Source organism: Micromonospora yasonensis, from assembly GCF_026013475.1.
Lineage (GTDB): Bacteria > Actinomycetota > Actinomycetes > Mycobacteriales > Micromonosporaceae > Micromonospora > Micromonospora yasonensis.
The window spans coordinates 1-16,359 of record NZ_JAPDPH010000064.1; the positions used below are offsets into that span (position 1 = coordinate 1).

15 protein-coding genes and 1 pseudogene are annotated in these 16,359 nt (G+C 73.0%); 9 read left to right on the forward strand and 7 right to left on the reverse strand.

What is annotated here, in order from left to right; translation table 11 throughout:
- The 3 genes and pseudogenes from ONA70_RS15545 to ONA70_RS15555 all read right to left on the reverse strand — a co-directional run.
- A pseudogene (locus ONA70_RS15545) lies at positions 1–612 on the reverse strand (transketolase); the annotation flags it as partial.
- Between the two features lie 51 nt (positions 613–663).
- Positions 664–1,143, reverse strand: coding sequence for a MarR family winged helix-turn-helix transcriptional regulator (locus ONA70_RS15550; protein ID WP_265007142.1), 480 nt, complete (start codon positions 1,141–1,143; stop codon positions 664–666).
- 202 nt (positions 1,144–1,345) lie between these two features.
- Positions 1,346–1,750, reverse strand: coding sequence for a YjbQ family protein (locus ONA70_RS15555; RefSeq protein WP_265007143.1), 405 nt, complete (start codon positions 1,748–1,750; stop codon positions 1,346–1,348).
- Between the two features lie 259 nt (positions 1,751–2,009).
- On the opposite strand from ONA70_RS15555, the gene aceE reads away from it, so the two are divergent.
- Entirely contained in the window at positions 2,010–4,754 is a 2,745-nt protein-coding gene (gene aceE, locus ONA70_RS15560) for a pyruvate dehydrogenase (acetyl-transferring), homodimeric type (protein ID WP_319957320.1), read from the forward strand.
- 282 nt (positions 4,755–5,036) lie between these two features.
- Here the strand turns inward: aceE and ONA70_RS15565 are convergent, their stop codons facing one another.
- Positions 5,037–5,483, reverse strand: a complete 447-nt coding sequence (locus ONA70_RS15565; protein WP_046570642.1) for an SRPBCC family protein — start codon at positions 5,481–5,483, stop codon at positions 5,037–5,039.
- Positions 5,484–5,670: 187 nt separating this feature from the next.
- Between ONA70_RS15565 and ONA70_RS15570 the strand changes: the two genes are divergently transcribed.
- From ONA70_RS15570 to gltX, 3 genes are read left to right on the forward strand one after another with little or no spacing between them, the layout of a single operon-like run.
- Positions 5,671–7,002 (forward strand): GH1 family beta-glucosidase, encoded by a 1,332-nt coding sequence (locus ONA70_RS15570; RefSeq protein WP_265007144.1) that lies wholly within the window; start codon positions 5,671–5,673, stop codon positions 7,000–7,002.
- The gene (locus ONA70_RS15575; RefSeq protein WP_265007145.1) at positions 6,999–8,276 is read left to right on the forward strand and encodes an MFS transporter; all 1,278 of its coding nucleotides are present in this window, start codon (positions 6,999–7,001) and stop codon (positions 8,274–8,276) included. The genes ONA70_RS15570 and ONA70_RS15575 overlap by 4 nt, the downstream gene beginning before the upstream one ends.
- A gap of 47 nt (positions 8,277–8,323) precedes the next feature.
- On the forward strand, positions 8,324–9,733 hold the full coding sequence (gene gltX / locus ONA70_RS15580) for a glutamate--tRNA ligase (protein ID WP_265007146.1): 1,410 nt from the start codon (positions 8,324–8,326) through the stop codon (positions 9,731–9,733).
- 60 nt (positions 9,734–9,793) lie between these two features.
- Here gltX and ONA70_RS15585 read toward each other — a convergent pair whose 3' ends face one another.
- Entirely contained in the window at positions 9,794–10,378 is a 585-nt protein-coding gene (locus tag ONA70_RS15585; protein ID WP_265007147.1) for a copper resistance CopC family protein, read from the reverse strand.
- Between the two features lie 245 nt (positions 10,379–10,623).
- Between ONA70_RS15585 and ONA70_RS15590 the strand changes: the two genes are divergently transcribed.
- A complete protein-coding gene (locus ONA70_RS15590; protein WP_265007148.1) occupies positions 10,624–11,286 on the forward strand; it encodes a hypothetical protein in 663 nt (220 codons plus the stop codon).
- Between the two features lie 10 nt (positions 11,287–11,296).
- Here the strand turns inward: ONA70_RS15590 and ONA70_RS15595 are convergent, their stop codons facing one another.
- Both ONA70_RS15595 and ONA70_RS15600 read right to left on the reverse strand, forming a co-directional pair.
- Positions 11,297–12,223: an NADP-dependent oxidoreductase gene (locus ONA70_RS15595; protein WP_265007149.1), complete on the reverse strand. Its 927-nt coding sequence runs from the start codon at positions 12,221–12,223 to the stop codon at positions 11,297–11,299.
- Between the two features lie 38 nt (positions 12,224–12,261).
- A complete protein-coding gene (locus tag ONA70_RS15600; RefSeq protein WP_265007150.1) occupies positions 12,262–12,600 on the reverse strand; it encodes a hypothetical protein in 339 nt (112 codons plus the stop codon).
- 164 nt (positions 12,601–12,764) lie between these two features.
- Here ONA70_RS15600 and ONA70_RS15605 point away from each other — a divergent pair, with 164 nt between their 5' ends.
- The 4 genes from ONA70_RS15605 to ONA70_RS15620 all read left to right on the forward strand — a co-directional run bounded on the left by ONA70_RS15605 (position 12,765) and on the right by ONA70_RS15620 (position 16,359).
- Entirely contained in the window at positions 12,765–14,066 is a 1,302-nt protein-coding gene (locus ONA70_RS15605) for a PucR family transcriptional regulator (protein ID WP_319957326.1), read from the forward strand.
- Positions 14,067–14,144: 78 nt separating this feature from the next.
- Positions 14,145–15,092 (forward strand): ACP S-malonyltransferase, encoded by a 948-nt coding sequence (locus ONA70_RS15610; RefSeq protein ID WP_265007151.1) that lies wholly within the window; start codon positions 14,145–14,147, stop codon positions 15,090–15,092.
- Positions 15,092–16,036 (forward strand): beta-ketoacyl-ACP synthase III, encoded by a 945-nt coding sequence (locus tag ONA70_RS15615; protein WP_265007152.1) that lies wholly within the window; start codon positions 15,092–15,094, stop codon positions 16,034–16,036. The genes ONA70_RS15610 and ONA70_RS15615 overlap by 1 nt, the downstream gene beginning before the upstream one ends.
- Before the next feature lie 83 nt (positions 16,037–16,119).
- Positions 16,120–16,359: an acyl carrier protein gene (locus ONA70_RS15620; protein WP_074474691.1), complete on the forward strand. Its 240-nt coding sequence runs from the start codon at positions 16,120–16,122 to the stop codon at positions 16,357–16,359.

The following is a 16,359-nucleotide window of genomic DNA, read 5'->3' on the forward strand; positions in this document are numbered from 1 at the left end:
TGGGTCCGGGATGCGGGCCGTCCGGCCGGGATCGTCCCCGCCGGTCTCGTCGGGTCCGGTGAGCCCGTCGGCCCCGACGCCGTCCCGGGCCGCGTCGGCCGGGGCCGCCAGGATCACATCCGGGCCACGGCCGGTCGCGGCATCCGGGCTCACGTCCGGATCGCCGCCGGTCGTGTCGTCCGGGCTCACGTCCGGGCCGCCGCCGGTCGTGTCGTCCGGGCCGGCACCGGTCGGGGCTGCCGGGGTCGCCCCGGCCGGGAAGTCGCCGGCCGCCTGGGCGGCCCGGAGGCAGTAGAAGGCCCCGGAGCGGTAGTGCAGCAGGGCGGGGTCGGTGGGTCGCAGCGCCGCGGCCACCGCCGCGTTGCCCTCGTGCCCCGCCGAGCCGATGGTGTAGTACCCCTCGCCGAAGCTGCGCAGCCACCGCCCGGCCAGGTCCAGCAGCCGGCTGGTCACCTGGGCGTCGAAGAGGGCGAGCGCCTGCGCGCCGCTCAGCTGCCCGCCGTCGGGCAGCGGTTCACCCAGGTCACGCCGCTGAGCGGGGGCGCCGAGCTCGCCCAGGGCCGCCCGGAACCGGTCGTCGAGATCTTGCGGGGTGGTCACGTCGGACAGCATTACCGACGAGGGGCCACGTCGCCCACCCGGACACGTTCCGCCCGGGGGTGCTCAGTCCTCCCCGCACTGCTCGGGGCAGCCGCCGTCGGAGACCTTCCAGACCAGCTCACGCAGGTTGGCGAGCTCGTCGGTGCCGAGGCCGTCAAGGAGTCGGGAGTCCGACACGACCTGGTGCACCCGGTCTCGGACCCGCCGGCCGGCGTCGGTCACCACGAGCGTCTTCTGCCGCCGATCGGCCGGGTCGACCCGCCGCTCCACGAGTCCGGCCTGCTCGAGCTTGTCCACCAGGGCGGTGACGTTGGACCGGTCGCAGCCCAACTGCTCGGCGAGGTCCCGGCCGGGTAGCGGGCGGTCCGGGTCGAGTTCGTGCAGGGCGCGGGCGGCCGCCGGAGTCAGCCCCAGTGCGGCGATCTCCACGTCCTGGTAGTGCCGGATGGCGGCGGCGATGTGCAGGATCCGGCGCACGGTGTCGCCGGCCAGGCCGGAGCGGTCGCCCCGATCGGGGCCGGTGGAGAGATTCGGGTGCGCCACGACTCACAGCCTACTTGCACTCAACAGTTAAACAGCTCGACTGTTGATCATGGGGTAATCGCTCCGGCACACCGGCCGGGCGGGTGGCAACGCCGGCGCAGCACCGCCACGTCGAGCAGCGGGTCCGGCCGCGCCGGGCGCGGCTGACCTCCGGCCCAGCTGCGCCGGTTGCTGGCCTGACCTGCGGTCTTCGGCCGGCGCCTCAGCCGGGGAGGAAGGAGAGGCGGACCTTCCGGGTGGGGTTGTCGCCGTTGGTGTCGACCAGGCAGATCGACTGCCAGGTGCCGAGCTGGAGGCGACCGCCGAGCACCGGCAGGGTCGCGTACGGGGGGACGAAGGCGGGCAGCACGTGATCCCGGCCGTGCCCAGGCGAGCCGTGCCGGTGCCGCCACCGGTCGTCGGCGGGCAGCAGGTCGTCGATCGCCCGCAGCAGGTCGTCGTCGGAGCCGGAGCCGGTCTCGATGATCGCCAGCCCGGCGGTGGCGTGCGGCACGAAGACGTGCAGCAGGCCGTCGCCCTGGCCGGCGACGAACCGCTCGGCCTCGCTGGTGATGTCCCGGACGGCCGGCCCGGTCCCGGTCTGGACGCTGATCACCTCACTGCGCATACGGCGCATTCTGCCGCAACGCCTCAGGATCCGCCCCCGCCGCCGCAGTCCCCACCGCCGCCCGGTTGCCGCCGCATGGCCGCAGGGTAACCGGACGGGGTCCAGCCCGGCCGGTCCGGCGCACCTAGCGCCGGCACCAAGTTACTGGCGGGTACCTGTGTTCAGCGTCGCGTCTGGGGGAGGGAGACGTGACGGCGAGCGGCACGAGGGGGCAGGATGGCGCTAGAGACCTATCCCACACAGAACCGAGGGAACGCCTGTGGCTACGGAACGCAAGCGCCCGGTGATCACCGCTGGTCTGCCGAGCCAGCTTCCGGACATCGACCCTGAAGAGACCAGCGAATGGGTCGAGTCGCTTGACGGTGTCATCGACGAGCGCGGAACCAAGCGCGCCCGGTACGTCATGCTGCGCCTGCTGGAGCGGGCCCGCGAGCGCCAGGTCGGGGTGCCGTCCCTGACCACCACCGACTACATCAACACCATCCCGCCGGAGCGCGAGCCGTGGTTCCCGGGTGACGAGCACATCGAGCGGCGGATCCGGGCGTACATCCGGTGGAACGCCGCCATGCTGGTGCACCGGGCGCAGCGTCCGGAGATCGGCGTGGGTGGCCACATCTCCACCTTCGCCAGCTCCGCCTCGCTCTACGAGGTGGGCTTCAACCACTTCTTCCGGGGCAAGGACCACCCGGGCGGCGGCGACCACATCTTCTACCAGGGCCACGCCTCCCCCGGCATGTACGCGCGGGCTTTCCTCGAGGGGCGGCTCAGCGCCGACCAGCTCGACGGTTTCCGGCAGGAGCTCTCCCACCCGGGGGGCGGCCTGCCGTCGTACCCGCACCCGCGGCTGATGCCGGACTTCTGGGAGTTCCCCACCGTCTCCATGGGCCTCGGGCCGATCAACGCGGTCTACCAGGCCCGGTTCAACCGCTACCTGCACCACCGCGGCATCAAGGACACCTCCCAGCAGCACGTCTGGGCGTTCCTCGGCGACGGTGAGATGGACGAGGTCGAGTCGCTCGGCGCGATCGGCGTGGCCGCCCGCGAGGAGCTGGACAACCTCACCTTCGTGATCAACTGCAACCTGCAGCGGCTGGACGGCCCGGTCCGGGGCAACGGCAAGGTCATGCAGGAGCTGGAGGCGTTCTTCCGGGGCGCCGGCTGGAACGTCATCAAGGTGGTCTGGGGCCGGGAGTGGGACCCGCTGCTCGCCGCGGACACCGACGGCGCGCTGGTCAACCTGATGAACACCACGCCCGACGGTGACTACCAGACCTACAAGGCGGAGTCCGGGGCGTACGTCCGGGAGCACTTCTTCGGCCGCGACCCGCGCACCCGCAAGATGGTCGAGCACCTCAGCGACGACGAGATCTGGAACCTCAAGCGGGGTGGCCACGACTACCGCAAGCTCTACGCGGCCTACAAGGCGGCGATGGAGCACACCGGCCAGCCGACGGTCATCCTCGCCAAGACCATCAAGGGCTGGACGCTGGGCTCGCACTTCGAGGCCCGCAACGCCACCCACCAGATGAAGAAGCTGACGCTGGAGGACCTCAAGCTCTTCCGCGACCGGCTCTACCTGGACATCCCGGACAAGCAGCTGGAGGAGAACCCCTACCTCCCGCCGTACTACCGCCCGGGCGAGAAGTCCGAGGAGATCGAGTACCTGCACGACCGGCGCAAGCAGCTCGGCGGCTACCTGCCGTCCCGGCGGCCCAACGGCAAGGCCCTGCAGATCCCGGGCAGCGAGCGCTTCTCCGACGTCAAGCGCGGCTCGGGCAAGCAGAAGGTGGCCACCACCATGGCCTTCGTCCGCCTGCTCAAGGACGTGATGAAGGACAAGGAGTTCGGCAAGCGCTGGGTGCCGATCATCCCGGACGAGGCCCGTACCTTCGGCATGGACTCGCTCTTCCCGACCGCGAAGATCTACTCGCCGCACGGCCAGCGGTACACCTCCGTCGACCGGGACCTGTTCCTGTCCTACAAGGAGGCCACCGGCGGCCAGATCCTGCACGAGGGGATCAACGAGGCCGGCTCGGTCGCCTCGTTCACCGCGGCGGGCTCCTCGTACGCCACCCACGGCGAGCCGATGATCCCGATGTACATGTTCTATTCGATGTTCGGGTTCCAACGGACCGCCGACGGGCTGTGGGCCGCGGCCGACCAGATGGCGCGGGGCTTCCTGCTCGGCGCGACCGCCGGCCGGACCACGCTCAACGGTGAGGGACTCCAGCACGAGGACGGCCACTCGCTGCTGATCGCCGCCACCAACCCGGCGGTGGTCGCGTACGACCCGGCGTTCGCGTACGAGATCGCGCACATCGTGGAGAACGGCCTGCACCGGATGTACGGCGAGGCGCAGGAGAACGTCTTCTACTACCTCACCGTCTACAACGAGCCGATCTTCCAGCCGGCCGAGCCGCAGGGCGTGGACGTCGAGGGCATCCTCAAGGGCATCTACCGCTACTCCCCCGCGCCGCAGGTCGGTGGGGACGCGCCGAAGGCGAACATCCTCGCCTCCGGCACCGGCATGCAGTGGGCGCTCAAGGCACAGCGGCTGCTCGCCGAGGACTGGGGGGTGGCCGCCGACGTCTGGTCGGTGACCTCCTGGACCGAGCTGCGCCGGGACGCGGTGGAGTGCGAGGAGTTCAACCTGCTCAACCCGGGCGCCGAGCAGCGGGTCCCGTACGTCCAGCGGAAGCTGGCGGACGCCGACGGGCCGAAGGTCGCGGTCAGCGACTGGATGCGCGCCGTACCGGACCTGATCGCCCGCTGGGTACCGGGCGACTACACCTCGCTCGGCACCGACGGCTTCGGCATGTCGGACACCCGGCACGCGCTGCGCCGGCACTTCCACGTCGACGCCGAGTCGGTGGCGGTCGCGACGCTGCGCCAGCTCGCCCTCCGCGGCGCGGTGCCGGCCCACGTGCCGGCCGAGGCCGCCAAGAAGTACGCGCTGGACGACGTCAACGCGGCCCCGGTCGGCGAGACCGGCGGCGACAGCTGACCCATCCGGTACGACAGGGGCCCGGCGCCACCCGCGCCGGGCCCCTTCGTCGTCTCCGTACCCCCAAGATCCGCAACGGCGGCGGCGACGTCGCCGCCGCGCCGCAATTTCAGGGAAAGTGCTGGCTCACGAGGCCGGGAGACAGCACTTTCGGGGAGAGCGTGTGGATCTTGGCAACGCTCGTGCGGGCCGGCTGACGGCGGCGGAGTCGACGATGGTCCGGCGTTCCTGGCGGGAACGCCGGACCATCACCATCGCGGGCGACGCCGGGACCGGCTCCGGTCAGCCGACGGCGGCCAGGTCGGTGAGCCGGGCCAGCGAGTCCTCCAGGTCGGCGCCGACCCGACGCAGGCCGAGCCGGAGCAGGGCGGCCTTGACCGGCCCGGCGGGCCACCGTACGACGATGAGCCGCACGACCGTCCCGCCTTCCTCCTCGTCCGGGGTCAGCTGTACGTAGATCTCGGTGCGCGCCTCGGCCCGGGCACCGGCGCCCTTGGCCCGCTCGCGCCACCCGATCAGGGTCGGCTCCTGGTAGGCGATCACCTCGGCCTCGTGCGCCGCGCCGCGCCCGGCCTGGACCAGTTGTCGCCGGCCAAACCCCTCCCCGGAGAGGACCTCGGCCGCGCGGACCCCCGCCAGCCAGGCCGGCAACTGCTCGGCCCGCTGCACGACGTCCCAGACCGCTTCCACCGGCGCCATCACGTGCGCACTGCGTTCCACGAGGATCATCTTGTCTTTCCCCCACTTAAACCACATCCGCGATATTCGGCACTCTATGTGTAAATCGGACTTACCTGGACGGGTTCGGAAAAAGACACGCCGAAAAGCCTTGTGCCGCCTACCTTTCCGGGCCTATGGACCGGCGGCGCTCCGCGCCCTAGAGTCGCGAACACGCTTCGCGTTTGAGGGAGGGCGAATGACGCACCGGCCGATGCCCGAGTTCCCCGCCGGCTTCCGCTGGGGGGTGTCCACCTCCGCCTACCAGATCGAGGGAGCGGCGACCGCCGACGGCCGGGGAGCGTCCATCTGGGACACCTTCGCCCACTCCCCCGGCCGGATCGCCGACGGCAGCACCGGCGACGAGGCGTGCGACCACTACCACCGGTACGCCGAGGACGTCGCGCTGCTGGCCGGCCTCGGGGTCTCCGCGTACCGGTTCTCGATCGCCTGGCCCCGGGTGCAGCCGAGCGGGCGGGGCCCGGCGAACCAGGCCGGGCTGGACTTCTACGACCGGCTGGTGGACGAGCTGCTCGGTCACGGCGTCGACCCGGTGGCCACGCTCTTCCACTGGGACCTGCCGCAGGCGCTGGAGGACACCGGCGGCTGGCTCGACCGGGACATCGCCGCCCGCTTCGCCGAGTACGCCGACCTGGTCGCCGCCCGCCTCGGCGACCGGATGAAACTCTGGATCACGCTCAACGAGCCGTTCATCCACATGAGCCTCGGGCACGGGATGGGGGTGCACGCCCCCGGCCGGATGCTGCTCTTCGACGCCTTCCCGGTGGCCCACCACCAACTGCTCGGGCACGGTCTCGCGGTCTCCGCGCTGCGCGCCCGCGGCAGCACCCCGGTCGCCATCGCCAACAACTACTCCCCGGTCCGCCTGGCCGGGGAGACCGACGCCGACCGGGCCGCCGGGGCGGCGTACGACGCGCTGCACAACCGGCTCTTCACCGATCCGCTGCTCGGTCTCGGCTATCCCGAGGAACTCGGCCTGGACCAGGCCCTGATCCGGGACGGGGACCTCGACGTGATCGCCGCCCCGATCGACGTGCTCGGGGTGAACTACTACAACCCGACCGGCATCCGGGCCGCCGAGGAGGGCTCGCCGCTGCCGTTCGAGATCGCGCCGCTGGACGACTACCCGCGGACCGCCTTCGACTGGCCGGTGGTCCCGGACGGCCTGCGCGACCTGCTGCGGCAACTGCGTGACCGGTACGGCGACGCGCTGCCACCGATCCAGGTCACCGAGAGCGGGTGCGCGTACGACGACGGGCCCGACGCCGACGGCCGGGTGGACGACCCGGACCGGATCGCGTACCTGGACGGGCACCTCCGGGCGGTCCGCGAGGCGATCGACGCGGGCGTGCACGTGACCGGGTACTTCGTCTGGTCGCTGCTGGACAACTGGGAGTGGGCCGAGGGCTTCACCAAGCGGTTCGGCCTGGTGCACGTCGACTTCGCCACCCAGCGGCGTACCCCGAAGTCCTCGTACGCCTGGTTCCGTGACCAGGTCGTGCGGCCGTGACCACCGTCGACCCGACGCCGGCCGCCCTGCCGGCGGCACTCGCCGAGCCGGCCGTGCCGGTCCGGCGGAGCTGGATCGCGCTGATCTTCGCGGCCAACCTGGGCGTCTGGATGGCCTTCTTCACCCCCATCCAGGTGCTGCTGCCGCAGCAGATCGAGCGGATCGCGCCGGGCGACAAGGAGGCGATGCTCGCGGTCGTCACCGGCCTCGGCGCGCTCGCCGCGGTCCTCGCCAACCCGCTCGCCGGCGCGCTCTCCGACCGGACCGTGCTGCGGCTGGCGAACCGGCACTTCGGCCGCCGGCACGTCTGGACCGCCTCCGGGGCGGTGCTCGGCGCGCTGGCCCTGGTGCTGCTGGCCCGGCAGGACACCATCGCCGGCGTCGCGGTCGGCTGGGTCGCCGCCCAGGTCTGCTTCAACGCGATGCTGGCCAGCCTCACCGCCGCCATCCCGGACCGGGTGCCGGTCGCCCAGCGCGGCGGCGTCTCCGGTTGGGTGGGCATCCCGCAGGCGCTCGGCCTGGTGGTCGGGGCGGTGCTGGTCACCGCCGTGGTCGCCGGCAACGCCGCCGGGTACGCGGCGATCGCGCTCGCGGTGCTGCTGCTCTCGCTGCCGTTCGCGCTGCTCACCGAGGACGACCCGCTGCCCCGGGAGCACCGGCCGGCGCTGCGGTGGCGCGCGCTGCTGGCCTCGATGTGGGTCAGCCCGCGCCGGCACCCGGACTTCGCCTGGGCCTGGTTCACCCGGTTCCTGGTCCAGACCGGCAACGCCCTCGGCACGCTCTACCTGCTCTACTTCCTCACCGACGGGGTACGGGTCGCCGACCCCGAGGGCGCGCTACTGGTGCTGATCCTGCTCTACACGCTCGGCATGATGCTGACGGCCGTGGTGTCCGGCCGGCTCTCCGACCGGTCCGGCCGGCGCAAGGTCTTCGTGATCGTCTCCGGGTTGATCATGGCGGTGGCGGCGGCGCTGCTCGCGGCGGCGCCGACCTGGCCGATGGCGGTCACCGCCGCGCTGCTGCTGGGCGCCGGCTACGGCGTCTACCTGGCGGTGGACGCGGCGCTGATCACCCAGGTGCTGCCGGCCGCCACCGACCGGGCCAAGGACCTCGGGGTGATCAACATCGCGAACTCCGCGCCCCAGGTGCTCGGCCCGGCGCTGTCCGCCCCGATCGTGGTCCACCTGGGCGGCTACCCCACCCTGTACGCGGTCACCGCCGCGGTCACCCTGCTCGGCAGCGCCCTGGTCCTGAAGATCAAAGCGGTGCCCTGACCGCCCCCTCGCGGAATCCGCTCGTCGTCGGCCGTAGGCTGGGGGACGTGACGGTACGTGTACGCTTCGCCCCTTCCCCGACCGGTATGTTCCACGTCGGCGGCGCCCGCTCGGCCCTGCAGAACTGGATCTACGCCAAGCAGCAGGGCGGGGTGTTCGTGCTCCGCATCGAGGACACCGACGCGGCCCGCAACAAGCCCGAGTGGACCGAGGGCATCCTGTCCGCGCTCGACTGGATCGGCATCGAGCGGGGCAGCTACGAGGGCCCGTACTTCCAGTCGTCGTACGCCGGCGAGCACCGTGCCGCCGCGCGGCGGCTGTACGAGAGCGGCCGGGCGTACTACTGCGACTGCACCCGGGAGGACGTGCAGGCGCGTACCGGCTCGCAGTACCAGGGCTACGACGGCTTCTGCCGGGACCGGGGCCTCGGCCCGGGCGAGGGGCGGGCGCTGCGCTTCCGTACGCCGGACGAGGGCGAGACCGTGGTGGTCGACCTGATCCGCGGCGAGCCGACCTTCGAGAACAAGCTGATCGAGGACTTCGTCATCGCCCGCGGCGACGGCTCCCCGGTGTTCCTGCTCGCCAACGTGGTCGACGACATGACCATGGGGATCACCCACGTGATCCGGGCCGAGGAGCACCTGCCCAACACCCCGAAGCAGCAGCTGCTCTGGGACGCGCTCGGCGTCAAGCCGCCGGTCTGGGCGCACGTGCCGGTGGTGGTGAACGAGAAGCGGCAGAAGCTGTCGAAGCGGCGGGACAAGGTCGCCCTGGAGGCGTACCGGGACGAGGGCTACCTCGCCGACGCGATGCGCAACTACCTGATGCTGCTGGGCTGGGCCCCCTCCGGCGACCGGGAGATCGTCCCCTGGTCGGTGATCGAGGAGGAGTTCCGGCTGGAGGCGGTGAACCCGTCCCCCGCGTTCTTCGACGAGAAGAAGCTGCGCGCGTTCAACGGCGAGTACATCCGGGCGCTGCCGGTGGAGGACTTCATCACGGAGTGCAAGCCGTGGCTGACCGGCACCGGCACCATCGCGCCGCCCCCGTGGCAGCCGGAGGAGTTCGACGCCGCGGCGTTCGCCGCGGTCGCCCCGCTGGCGCAGACCCGGATCGCGGTGCTCAGCGAGATCGTGCCGAACGTCGACTTCCTCTTCCTGGCCGACCCGCTGATCGACGAGGCGGCCTGGGCGAAGGCGATGAAGGAGGGCGCGGCCGAGCTGCTGGACGCGGCCATCGCCGCGTTCGAGGCGCTGGAGTCGTGGGACGCCGAGTCGCTGAAGTCCACCCTGGAGGCGGTCGGCACCGAGCGCGGGCTGAAGCTGGGCAAGGCGCAGGCCCCGGTCCGGGTCGCGGTCACCGGCCGTACGGTCGGGTTGCCGCTCTTCGAGTCCCTCGAGGTGCTGGGCCGGGAGCCCACCCTGACCCGGCTGCGCGCCGCCCGGGTGCGCCTGGTCTGACCGCACATCGCGGAAGAGCCCGCCGGTTGTCCGGCGGGCCCTTCGGTGGAGCGCTGCGGTTCAGCCGTGGGCGGCGCGGCGGCGCAGCAGCAGCCCCCCGCCCAGCGCGAGGAGCACCACCACCACGGCGCCGGTCGCCCACCACCAACCCGTGCCGCCGTCGGCCGACCGGGACGCGGCGGGCACGGGGCTCGCCGGGGTGGTCGACAGGGTGGTCGGCGGATCCGCCGGGGTGGTCGGGGCCGTGGTCGGCGGCGCGGCCGACCTGGTGGCGGCCGCGCCGGTGGTCAGGGTGAAGCTGAGCTCGCCCTTGACCGGGTGGCCGTCGGCCGAGCCGAGCTGGTACGCGACCGTGTAGACGCCGGGCGGGCCCGGGGTGAACGGCACGCTCACCCGCTTGCCGGAGAAGGTCGGCGCGCCCGACGCGGCGGGTGCGTCGTCCGGCCCGGTGACTGTGATCTTCGTCGTATCCGGGGCCGGCGTGGCCAAGAAGCGCAGCTCGATTCGCTCCGGTGCGGTCGCCACCCGGGACCCGTCCTTGGGATCGCTGCCGGTCAACGAATTGTGCGCGGCGGCAGGGGCGGCGGGCAGCAGCACCGACGCACCGAGTGCCACCGCGAGAACCACCGACCAGGTGCGTGCCACACGGGCGATCGTGCCCCCCATCGACCCCTCCGTCCGGGTACTATCCGGCCGCTGATCAACGGCCGCTCGGTTAGTCGGCCACAGATCGCAAATAGTTCCAATAACTCTTCCAGCAGCTGCAACCGAGCGACGTTCTGCGGAGTCTTTGAGGTGGGCACCCGATGTTCGGGCACGGCCACCACCGTCGGCCGATCCATCGTGACCTGCAGCGGAAGCCAGCCATCGAACGGGGCGAGGAGGCGGCGATGGTCCGGAAGGTGAGGCGGCTGCTGGTAGCCGTGGCGGGCGCGGTGATCGCGACCGCCTGCGCGTTCGCCCTGGCCGGCCCGGCAGCCGCCCAGGCGGCGCCCAAGCCCAAGCTCGCACCGGCCGGAGTGGACATCACCGGCGACAAGCTGGACGAGCCGCTGCAACTGCGCGCCGACAAGCACCCGGCCGAGGTGAACGCCGTCGTCGACCAGGTGAAGTGGCTGGGGGCCACCGGCCAGCAGCGCGGGCCGAAGGCGGAGGACCTCGGTCCCAAGTACACGGTCGTTCTGATCTACGCGGGCACGCCGACCAAGACCTACGACCTCTACCCGCTCGCCAAGGGCGGCCCCCGCGTCTACCGGCCGGCGAAGCAGCCCGACCTGAGCAAGACCCGGGCCGGCTGGTTCTACGGCCGGCTGACCATGTCCGAGGCGCTGCGGGCCGCCGGCGTGCCGCTGGAGCGGCAGTACGACACGCTCAGCGGCGGCATCGGCGGCGGTGAGCGGGTCATCCCGGAGGAGTCGCTGGACCCGGTGCAGGACATCGACGCGGCAATGGGCGAGCTGCAGCGACTGCTGCTGCTCAACGTCGGGGTGATGGTGGTCATCACCGGCGGCCTCGCCGGCATCGCGCTGCTGGTCCGCCGCCGCACCCGCTGAGCCCGGCCGGTCAGACTTCCAGGACCACCTTGCCGCGGACGTGCCCGCCCGCCACCAGGTGCTGCGCCTCGGCGGCCTCGGCCAGCGGGAAGGTCCGGGCCACCTGCACGGTCAGCCGGCCGGCGTCGACCAGCCCGGCCAGCACGCTCAGGTCCGCGGCGGACGGCTTCACGAAGAGATAGCTGCCGCCGAGCCGGGTGACGTGCTCCGGGTCGGCAGTGGAGACCAGCCGCGCCGGCCGGGCCAGCACCTCGGCGGAGACGTCCAGCGCGTCGCCGCCGAACAGGTCCAGCGCCACGTCCACCCCGTCGGGCGCGACCGTGCGGATCCGGTCCAGCAGGCCGTCGCCGTAGCTGACCGGCTCGGCCCCAAGCGACCGGACGAAGTCGTGGTTGGCCTCGCTCGCCGTGCCGATCACCCGGTCGGCGCCGAGCGCCCGGGCCAGCTGCACCGCCAGGTGCCCGACCCCGCCGGATGCCCCGTGCACCAGCACGGTGTCGCCGGCGCCCGTCCGGGCCAGCTGCAACGCCTGGTACGCGGTCAGCCCGGCCAACGGCAGGCCGCCGGCCTCCACCCAGGACGCCTGCACCGGCTTGTCGGCGAGGCACCGTTCCGGGGCGGGCACCAGCTCCGCGTACGTGCCGTACTGGAGGTGGTCGCGCCGGACGTAGCCGATCACCTCGTCCCCGACGGCGAACCCGGTCACCGCCGGGCCCACCGCCTCGACCACGCCGGCCGCGTCCCAGCCCGGTACCAGCGGGAAGTGGCTGGGGATGGCGGCGGCGAGGCGGCCCTCGCGGATCTTCCAGTCGACCGGGTTCACCCCGGCGGCGCGGACCCGCACCAGGACGGTGTCCGGCCCGACCGGAGGCGTGGGCAGCTCGCGCAGGGTGAGCCGCTCGGGCAGCCCGTACGCGTCGATCGCGATCGCCTTCACCCTGCTCACGCTAGCCCCAAACCCGGGCCGGCGCCGGGTCAGCACCAGCGGCGGGGTGGCCTCTCCCGGCGGATCGTCCGGCTCCGCGGCCGGACCGCGCCGTGCCGGTGCCCGCCGGCCCAGCCGGGCAGCTCGCTGCGGCAGCCCTGCGCCGGCACCGGCTCGGGCACGGCCGGCAGGACCGGCTCGACGGCCCGCTGCCGGGGCGCGGGCGGCTCCTCGTCGCCGCGCTCGGGCCCGCGCCCGGCGGTCGGCTCGGCCGGATGGGTCACCCCCGTCCGGCGCGGGTGCTTGGCGGACGCCGGCTGTTCGTGGTGGCCTCCCAGCCGGCAGGGCTCGCCCTGGGCGCAGCCGTGCTCGGCCTCCCCCTGCGCCATCCCGGTCTCCTCACGTTCGCCATCGCCCGTAGGGCGGTCGCCCCGACGTGCCCTGACACCGTACTGGCCGGGCCCGACGGGGTGGACGGCGCGTACCCGTGGAGATCGTCCGGCGCGAGGGTGGGCGGTCCGGCGTCGAGGCCGGAGGAGGCGGCCGCCCTCGGGTGGAGTCCCTGATCAGGGCATGTCAGGCTAGGACGGTGAGCGAGCCGGGCGGTACCGAACTGTCGGCGACCCTGCGCCGGATCGAGCGGGCGGCGGGCGCGCTGGCCACCGCCAGCGTGGCCCGGATGGACGAGTCCCTGCCGTGGTTCCGGGAGCTGCCGGCGGACCAACGCTCCTGGGTCATGCTGGTCGCCCAGGCGGGTGTGCGCTCGCTGGTGCAGTGGTTGCGGCAGGGCGGCGGCGCGACGGACAGCACCCAGGAGGTGTCGGACGAGGTGTTCGCCGCCGCGCCGCAGGCCCTCGCCCGGTCGATCAGCCTCCAGCAGACCGTCGCGCTGATCAAGGTGACCATCGAGGTGGTCGAGGAGCAGGTCGGCCACCTGGCGGTGAAGGGCGAGGAGCAGTCGTTGCGGGAGGCGGTGCTCCGCTTCTCCCGGGAGATCGCCTTCGCCGCCGCCCGGGTGTACGCCCGCGCCGCCGAGAGCCGCGGCTCCTGGGACGCCCGGCTCCAGGCGCTGCTGGTGGACGCGCTGCTACGCGGCGACTCGCCGGACGTGCTGGCCAGCCGGGCGGCGGCGCTCGGCTGGTCGGACGCGCCCCCGGTGGCGGTGGCGGTGGGCCGCTCCCCCGGCGGCGAGGTGGCCGCCGTGCTGCACACCGTCTATCGGCAGGCCCGCCGGATCGGGGTCGAGGTGATCGGCGGCGTGCACGGCGACCGCCTGGTGATCGTCCTGGGCGGGGCGCCGGACCCGGTGGCGGCGACCGAGAAGCTGCTGACCGCGTTCGGGGACGGGCCGGTGGTGGTGGGTCCGGCGGTGCCCAGCCTGGACGAGGCGACGGACTCGACGCGGGCCGCGCTGGCCGGCTTCCGGGCGGCGCCGGCCTGGCCGACCGCGCCGCGCCCGGTGCCCGCCGAGGACCTCCTGCCGGAGCGGGCCCTGGCCGGCGACGCGGAGGCCCGGCGGCGGCTGCGCCACGACGTGTACGCGGCGCTGGTCCGCGCCGGGGGCGAGCTGCTGGAGACGCTGGACGCCTTCTTCGCCGCCGGAGGCACGCTGGAGAGCGCCGCCCGGGCGCTCTTCGTGCACCCGAACACGGTGCGTTACCGACTCAAGCGGGTCGCCGAGGTGACCGGTTTCTCGCCGCTCGCCCCCCGGGACGCGTTCGCCCTGCAGGTGGCGGTTACGGTGGGTAGGCTGGACCCGGCGGTCCCGGCCGTCGCACCCGTCCCGAGCCAGACATTGAGCCCAGCCAGCCGGAAAACGTCACAAACGAGTGATGATCGCCGCCGATCTTTGTAGGGATCCTCCAAAGCTTCTAGTGCGGTTTGGTGCCTTGCGTTACAGCGCGACCCGCGAGTATCCGTCAGAGTCGTAAACGTGCTCGCCGTACTCTCCCCCGGACAGGGTTCGCAGAAACCCGGGTTCCTGACCCCGTGGCTCGACCTCCCCGACGCCGAGGCGCGCCTGCGCCAGTGGTCCGCGCTGGCTGGGGTCGACCTGGTTCACCTCGGCACCGAGGCGGACGCGGACGAGATCAAGGACACCGCCCGCACTCAGCCGCTGCTCGTCGCGGCCGCGCTGCTCGCGGCCGAGCAGCTGCCGATGCACGACGTCGCGCTGGTCGCCGGCCACAGCGTCGGTGAGCTGGGCGCGGCGGCCCTGGCCGGGGTGCTCCCCGCCGAGGCGGCCGTGACTCTCGCCGGCGTACGCGGCCGGGAGATGGCCGCCGCCTGCGCGCTGGAGCCCACCGGGATGGCCGCCGTGCTCGGCGGCGACCCGGACGAGGTGGTCGCCGCGATCGAGGCGCACGGGCTGTACCCGGCCAATCGCAACGGCAGCGGCCAGATCGTCGCCGCCGGCGCCCTCGACGGGCTGGACAAGCTCGCCGCCGAGCCGCCGGCCCGGGCGCGGGTCACCCGGCTGAAGGTGGCCGGCGCGTTCCACACGCCGTACATGGCCCCGGCCGAGGCCGCCCTGGCCGGCGTGGCCGCCGGGATCACCCCGGCCGACCCGGTCCGGACCCTGCTCTCCAACCTGGACGGCACCGCGGTCGACCACGGGCGGGAGCTGGTGCGGCGGCTGGTCCGCCAGGTCACCGCCCCGGTTCGCTGGGACCTGTGCATGCGTACCCTGGCCGACCTGGGCGTCACCGGCGTGCTCGAGCTGCCGCCGGCCGGCACCCTGGCCGGCCTGGTCAAGCGGGAGCTCAAGGGCGAGGGCGCGCCCGAGATCGTCACCCTGAACACCCCCGACGACCTGCCGGCCGCGCGGGACCTGATCGCCCGGCACAGCGTCCCGCAATCGCGAACGGAAGGTAAGCACTGATGACCGGAAGCAGGATCGTCGCGATGGGGCACTACCAGCCCTCGCGCGTGGTCACCAACGACGAGCTGGCCCAGCTGGTCGACACCAACGACGAGTGGATCCGGGATCGGGTCGGCATCGCCACCCGGCGGATCGCCGGCGACGAGACGGTGGCCGACATGGCCACCGCGGCCGCCGGCAAGGCGCTGGCCAGCTCCGGCCTGACCGCCGCCGACATCGACCTCGTCGTGGTGGCCACCTGCACCTCGGTCGACCGCAGCCCGAACGTGGCCTGCCGGGTCGCCGCCAAGCTGGGCATCGCCGCCCCGGCCGCGTACGACATCAACACCGCGTGCTCGGGCTTCGCGTACGCCCTGGGCACCGCCGACCACGCGATCCGGGCCGGCGCGGCCCGCAACGCGATCGTCATCGGCGCCGAGAAGCTCTCCGACTTCACCGACTGGACCGACCGCTCGACCTGCATCATCTTCGGCGACGGCGCCGGGGCCGCGGTGGTCACGGCGGCGGCCGAGGGCGAGCCGGCCGGGGTCGGACCGGTGGTCTGGGGCTCGGTGCCGGAGAAGAGCGACGCGGTCCGCATCGAGGGCTGGCGGCCGTACATCGCGCAGGAGGGGCAGGCGGTCTTCCGCTGGGCCACCACGGCGCTCGCGCCGCTGGCGCTGCGGGCCTGCGAGCAGGCCGGGGTGGACCCGTCGGAGCTGGCCGCGTTCGTACCGCACCAGGCCAACGCCCGGATCATCGACGGGATCGCCAAGCGGCTGAACATCCCCGACGCGATCATCGCGAAGGACATCGTCGAGTCCGGCAACACCTCGGCGGCGAGCATCCCGCTGGCCCTGTCCAAGCTGGTCGAGCGGCGCGAGGTGCCCTCGGGCGCCCCGGTGCTGCTGTTCGGCTTCGGCGGCGGCCTGACCTACGCCGGTCAGGTCGTCCGCTGCCCCTGAGACCCCCTCGGGCGCGAACGCGCCGAGGATCGACGGCCGGCGCCGCCGACCGTCAGGAATCCCGATGAGAGGAACCAATCGCAATGACCCGTGACGAGATCACCTCCGGCCTCGCCGAGATCCTCGAAGAGGTTGCCGGGGTGAACCCGGACGACGTGGCCGAGGGGAAGTCCTTCACCGATGACCTCGACGTCGACTCGCTCTCCATGGTGGAGGTCGTGGTGGCGGCCGAGGAGAAGTTCGGCGTCAAGATCCCGGACAACGAGGTGCAGAACCTGAAGACCGTCGGGGACGCCGTCAGCTACATCGAGGCGCAGTCCTGA

Bases quoted from the DNA above. Each gene is read 5' to 3' on its own strand.
- ONA70_RS15555 (WP_265007143.1), bottom strand. From the start codon at position 1,750: ATGCGCAGTGAGGTGATCAGCGTCCAGACCGGGACCGGGCCGGCCGTC.
- ONA70_RS15565 (WP_046570642.1), bottom strand. From the start codon at position 5,483: ATGATCCTCGTGGAACGCAGTGCGCACGTGATGGCGCCGGTGGAAGCG.
- ONA70_RS15570 (WP_265007144.1), top strand. From the start codon at position 5,671: ATGACGCACCGGCCGATGCCCGAGTTCCCCGCCGGCTTCCGCTGGGGG.
- ONA70_RS15590 (WP_265007148.1), top strand. From the start codon at position 10,624: ATGGTCCGGAAGGTGAGGCGGCTGCTGGTAGCCGTGGCGGGCGCGGTG.
- ONA70_RS15600 (WP_265007150.1), bottom strand. From the start codon at position 12,600: ATGGCGCAGGGGGAGGCCGAGCACGGCTGCGCCCAGGGCGAGCCCTGC.
- ONA70_RS15615 (WP_265007152.1), top strand. From the start codon at position 15,092: ATGACCGGAAGCAGGATCGTCGCGATGGGGCACTACCAGCCCTCGCGC.
- ONA70_RS15620 (WP_074474691.1), top strand. From the start codon at position 16,120: ATGACCCGTGACGAGATCACCTCCGGCCTCGCCGAGATCCTCGAAGAG.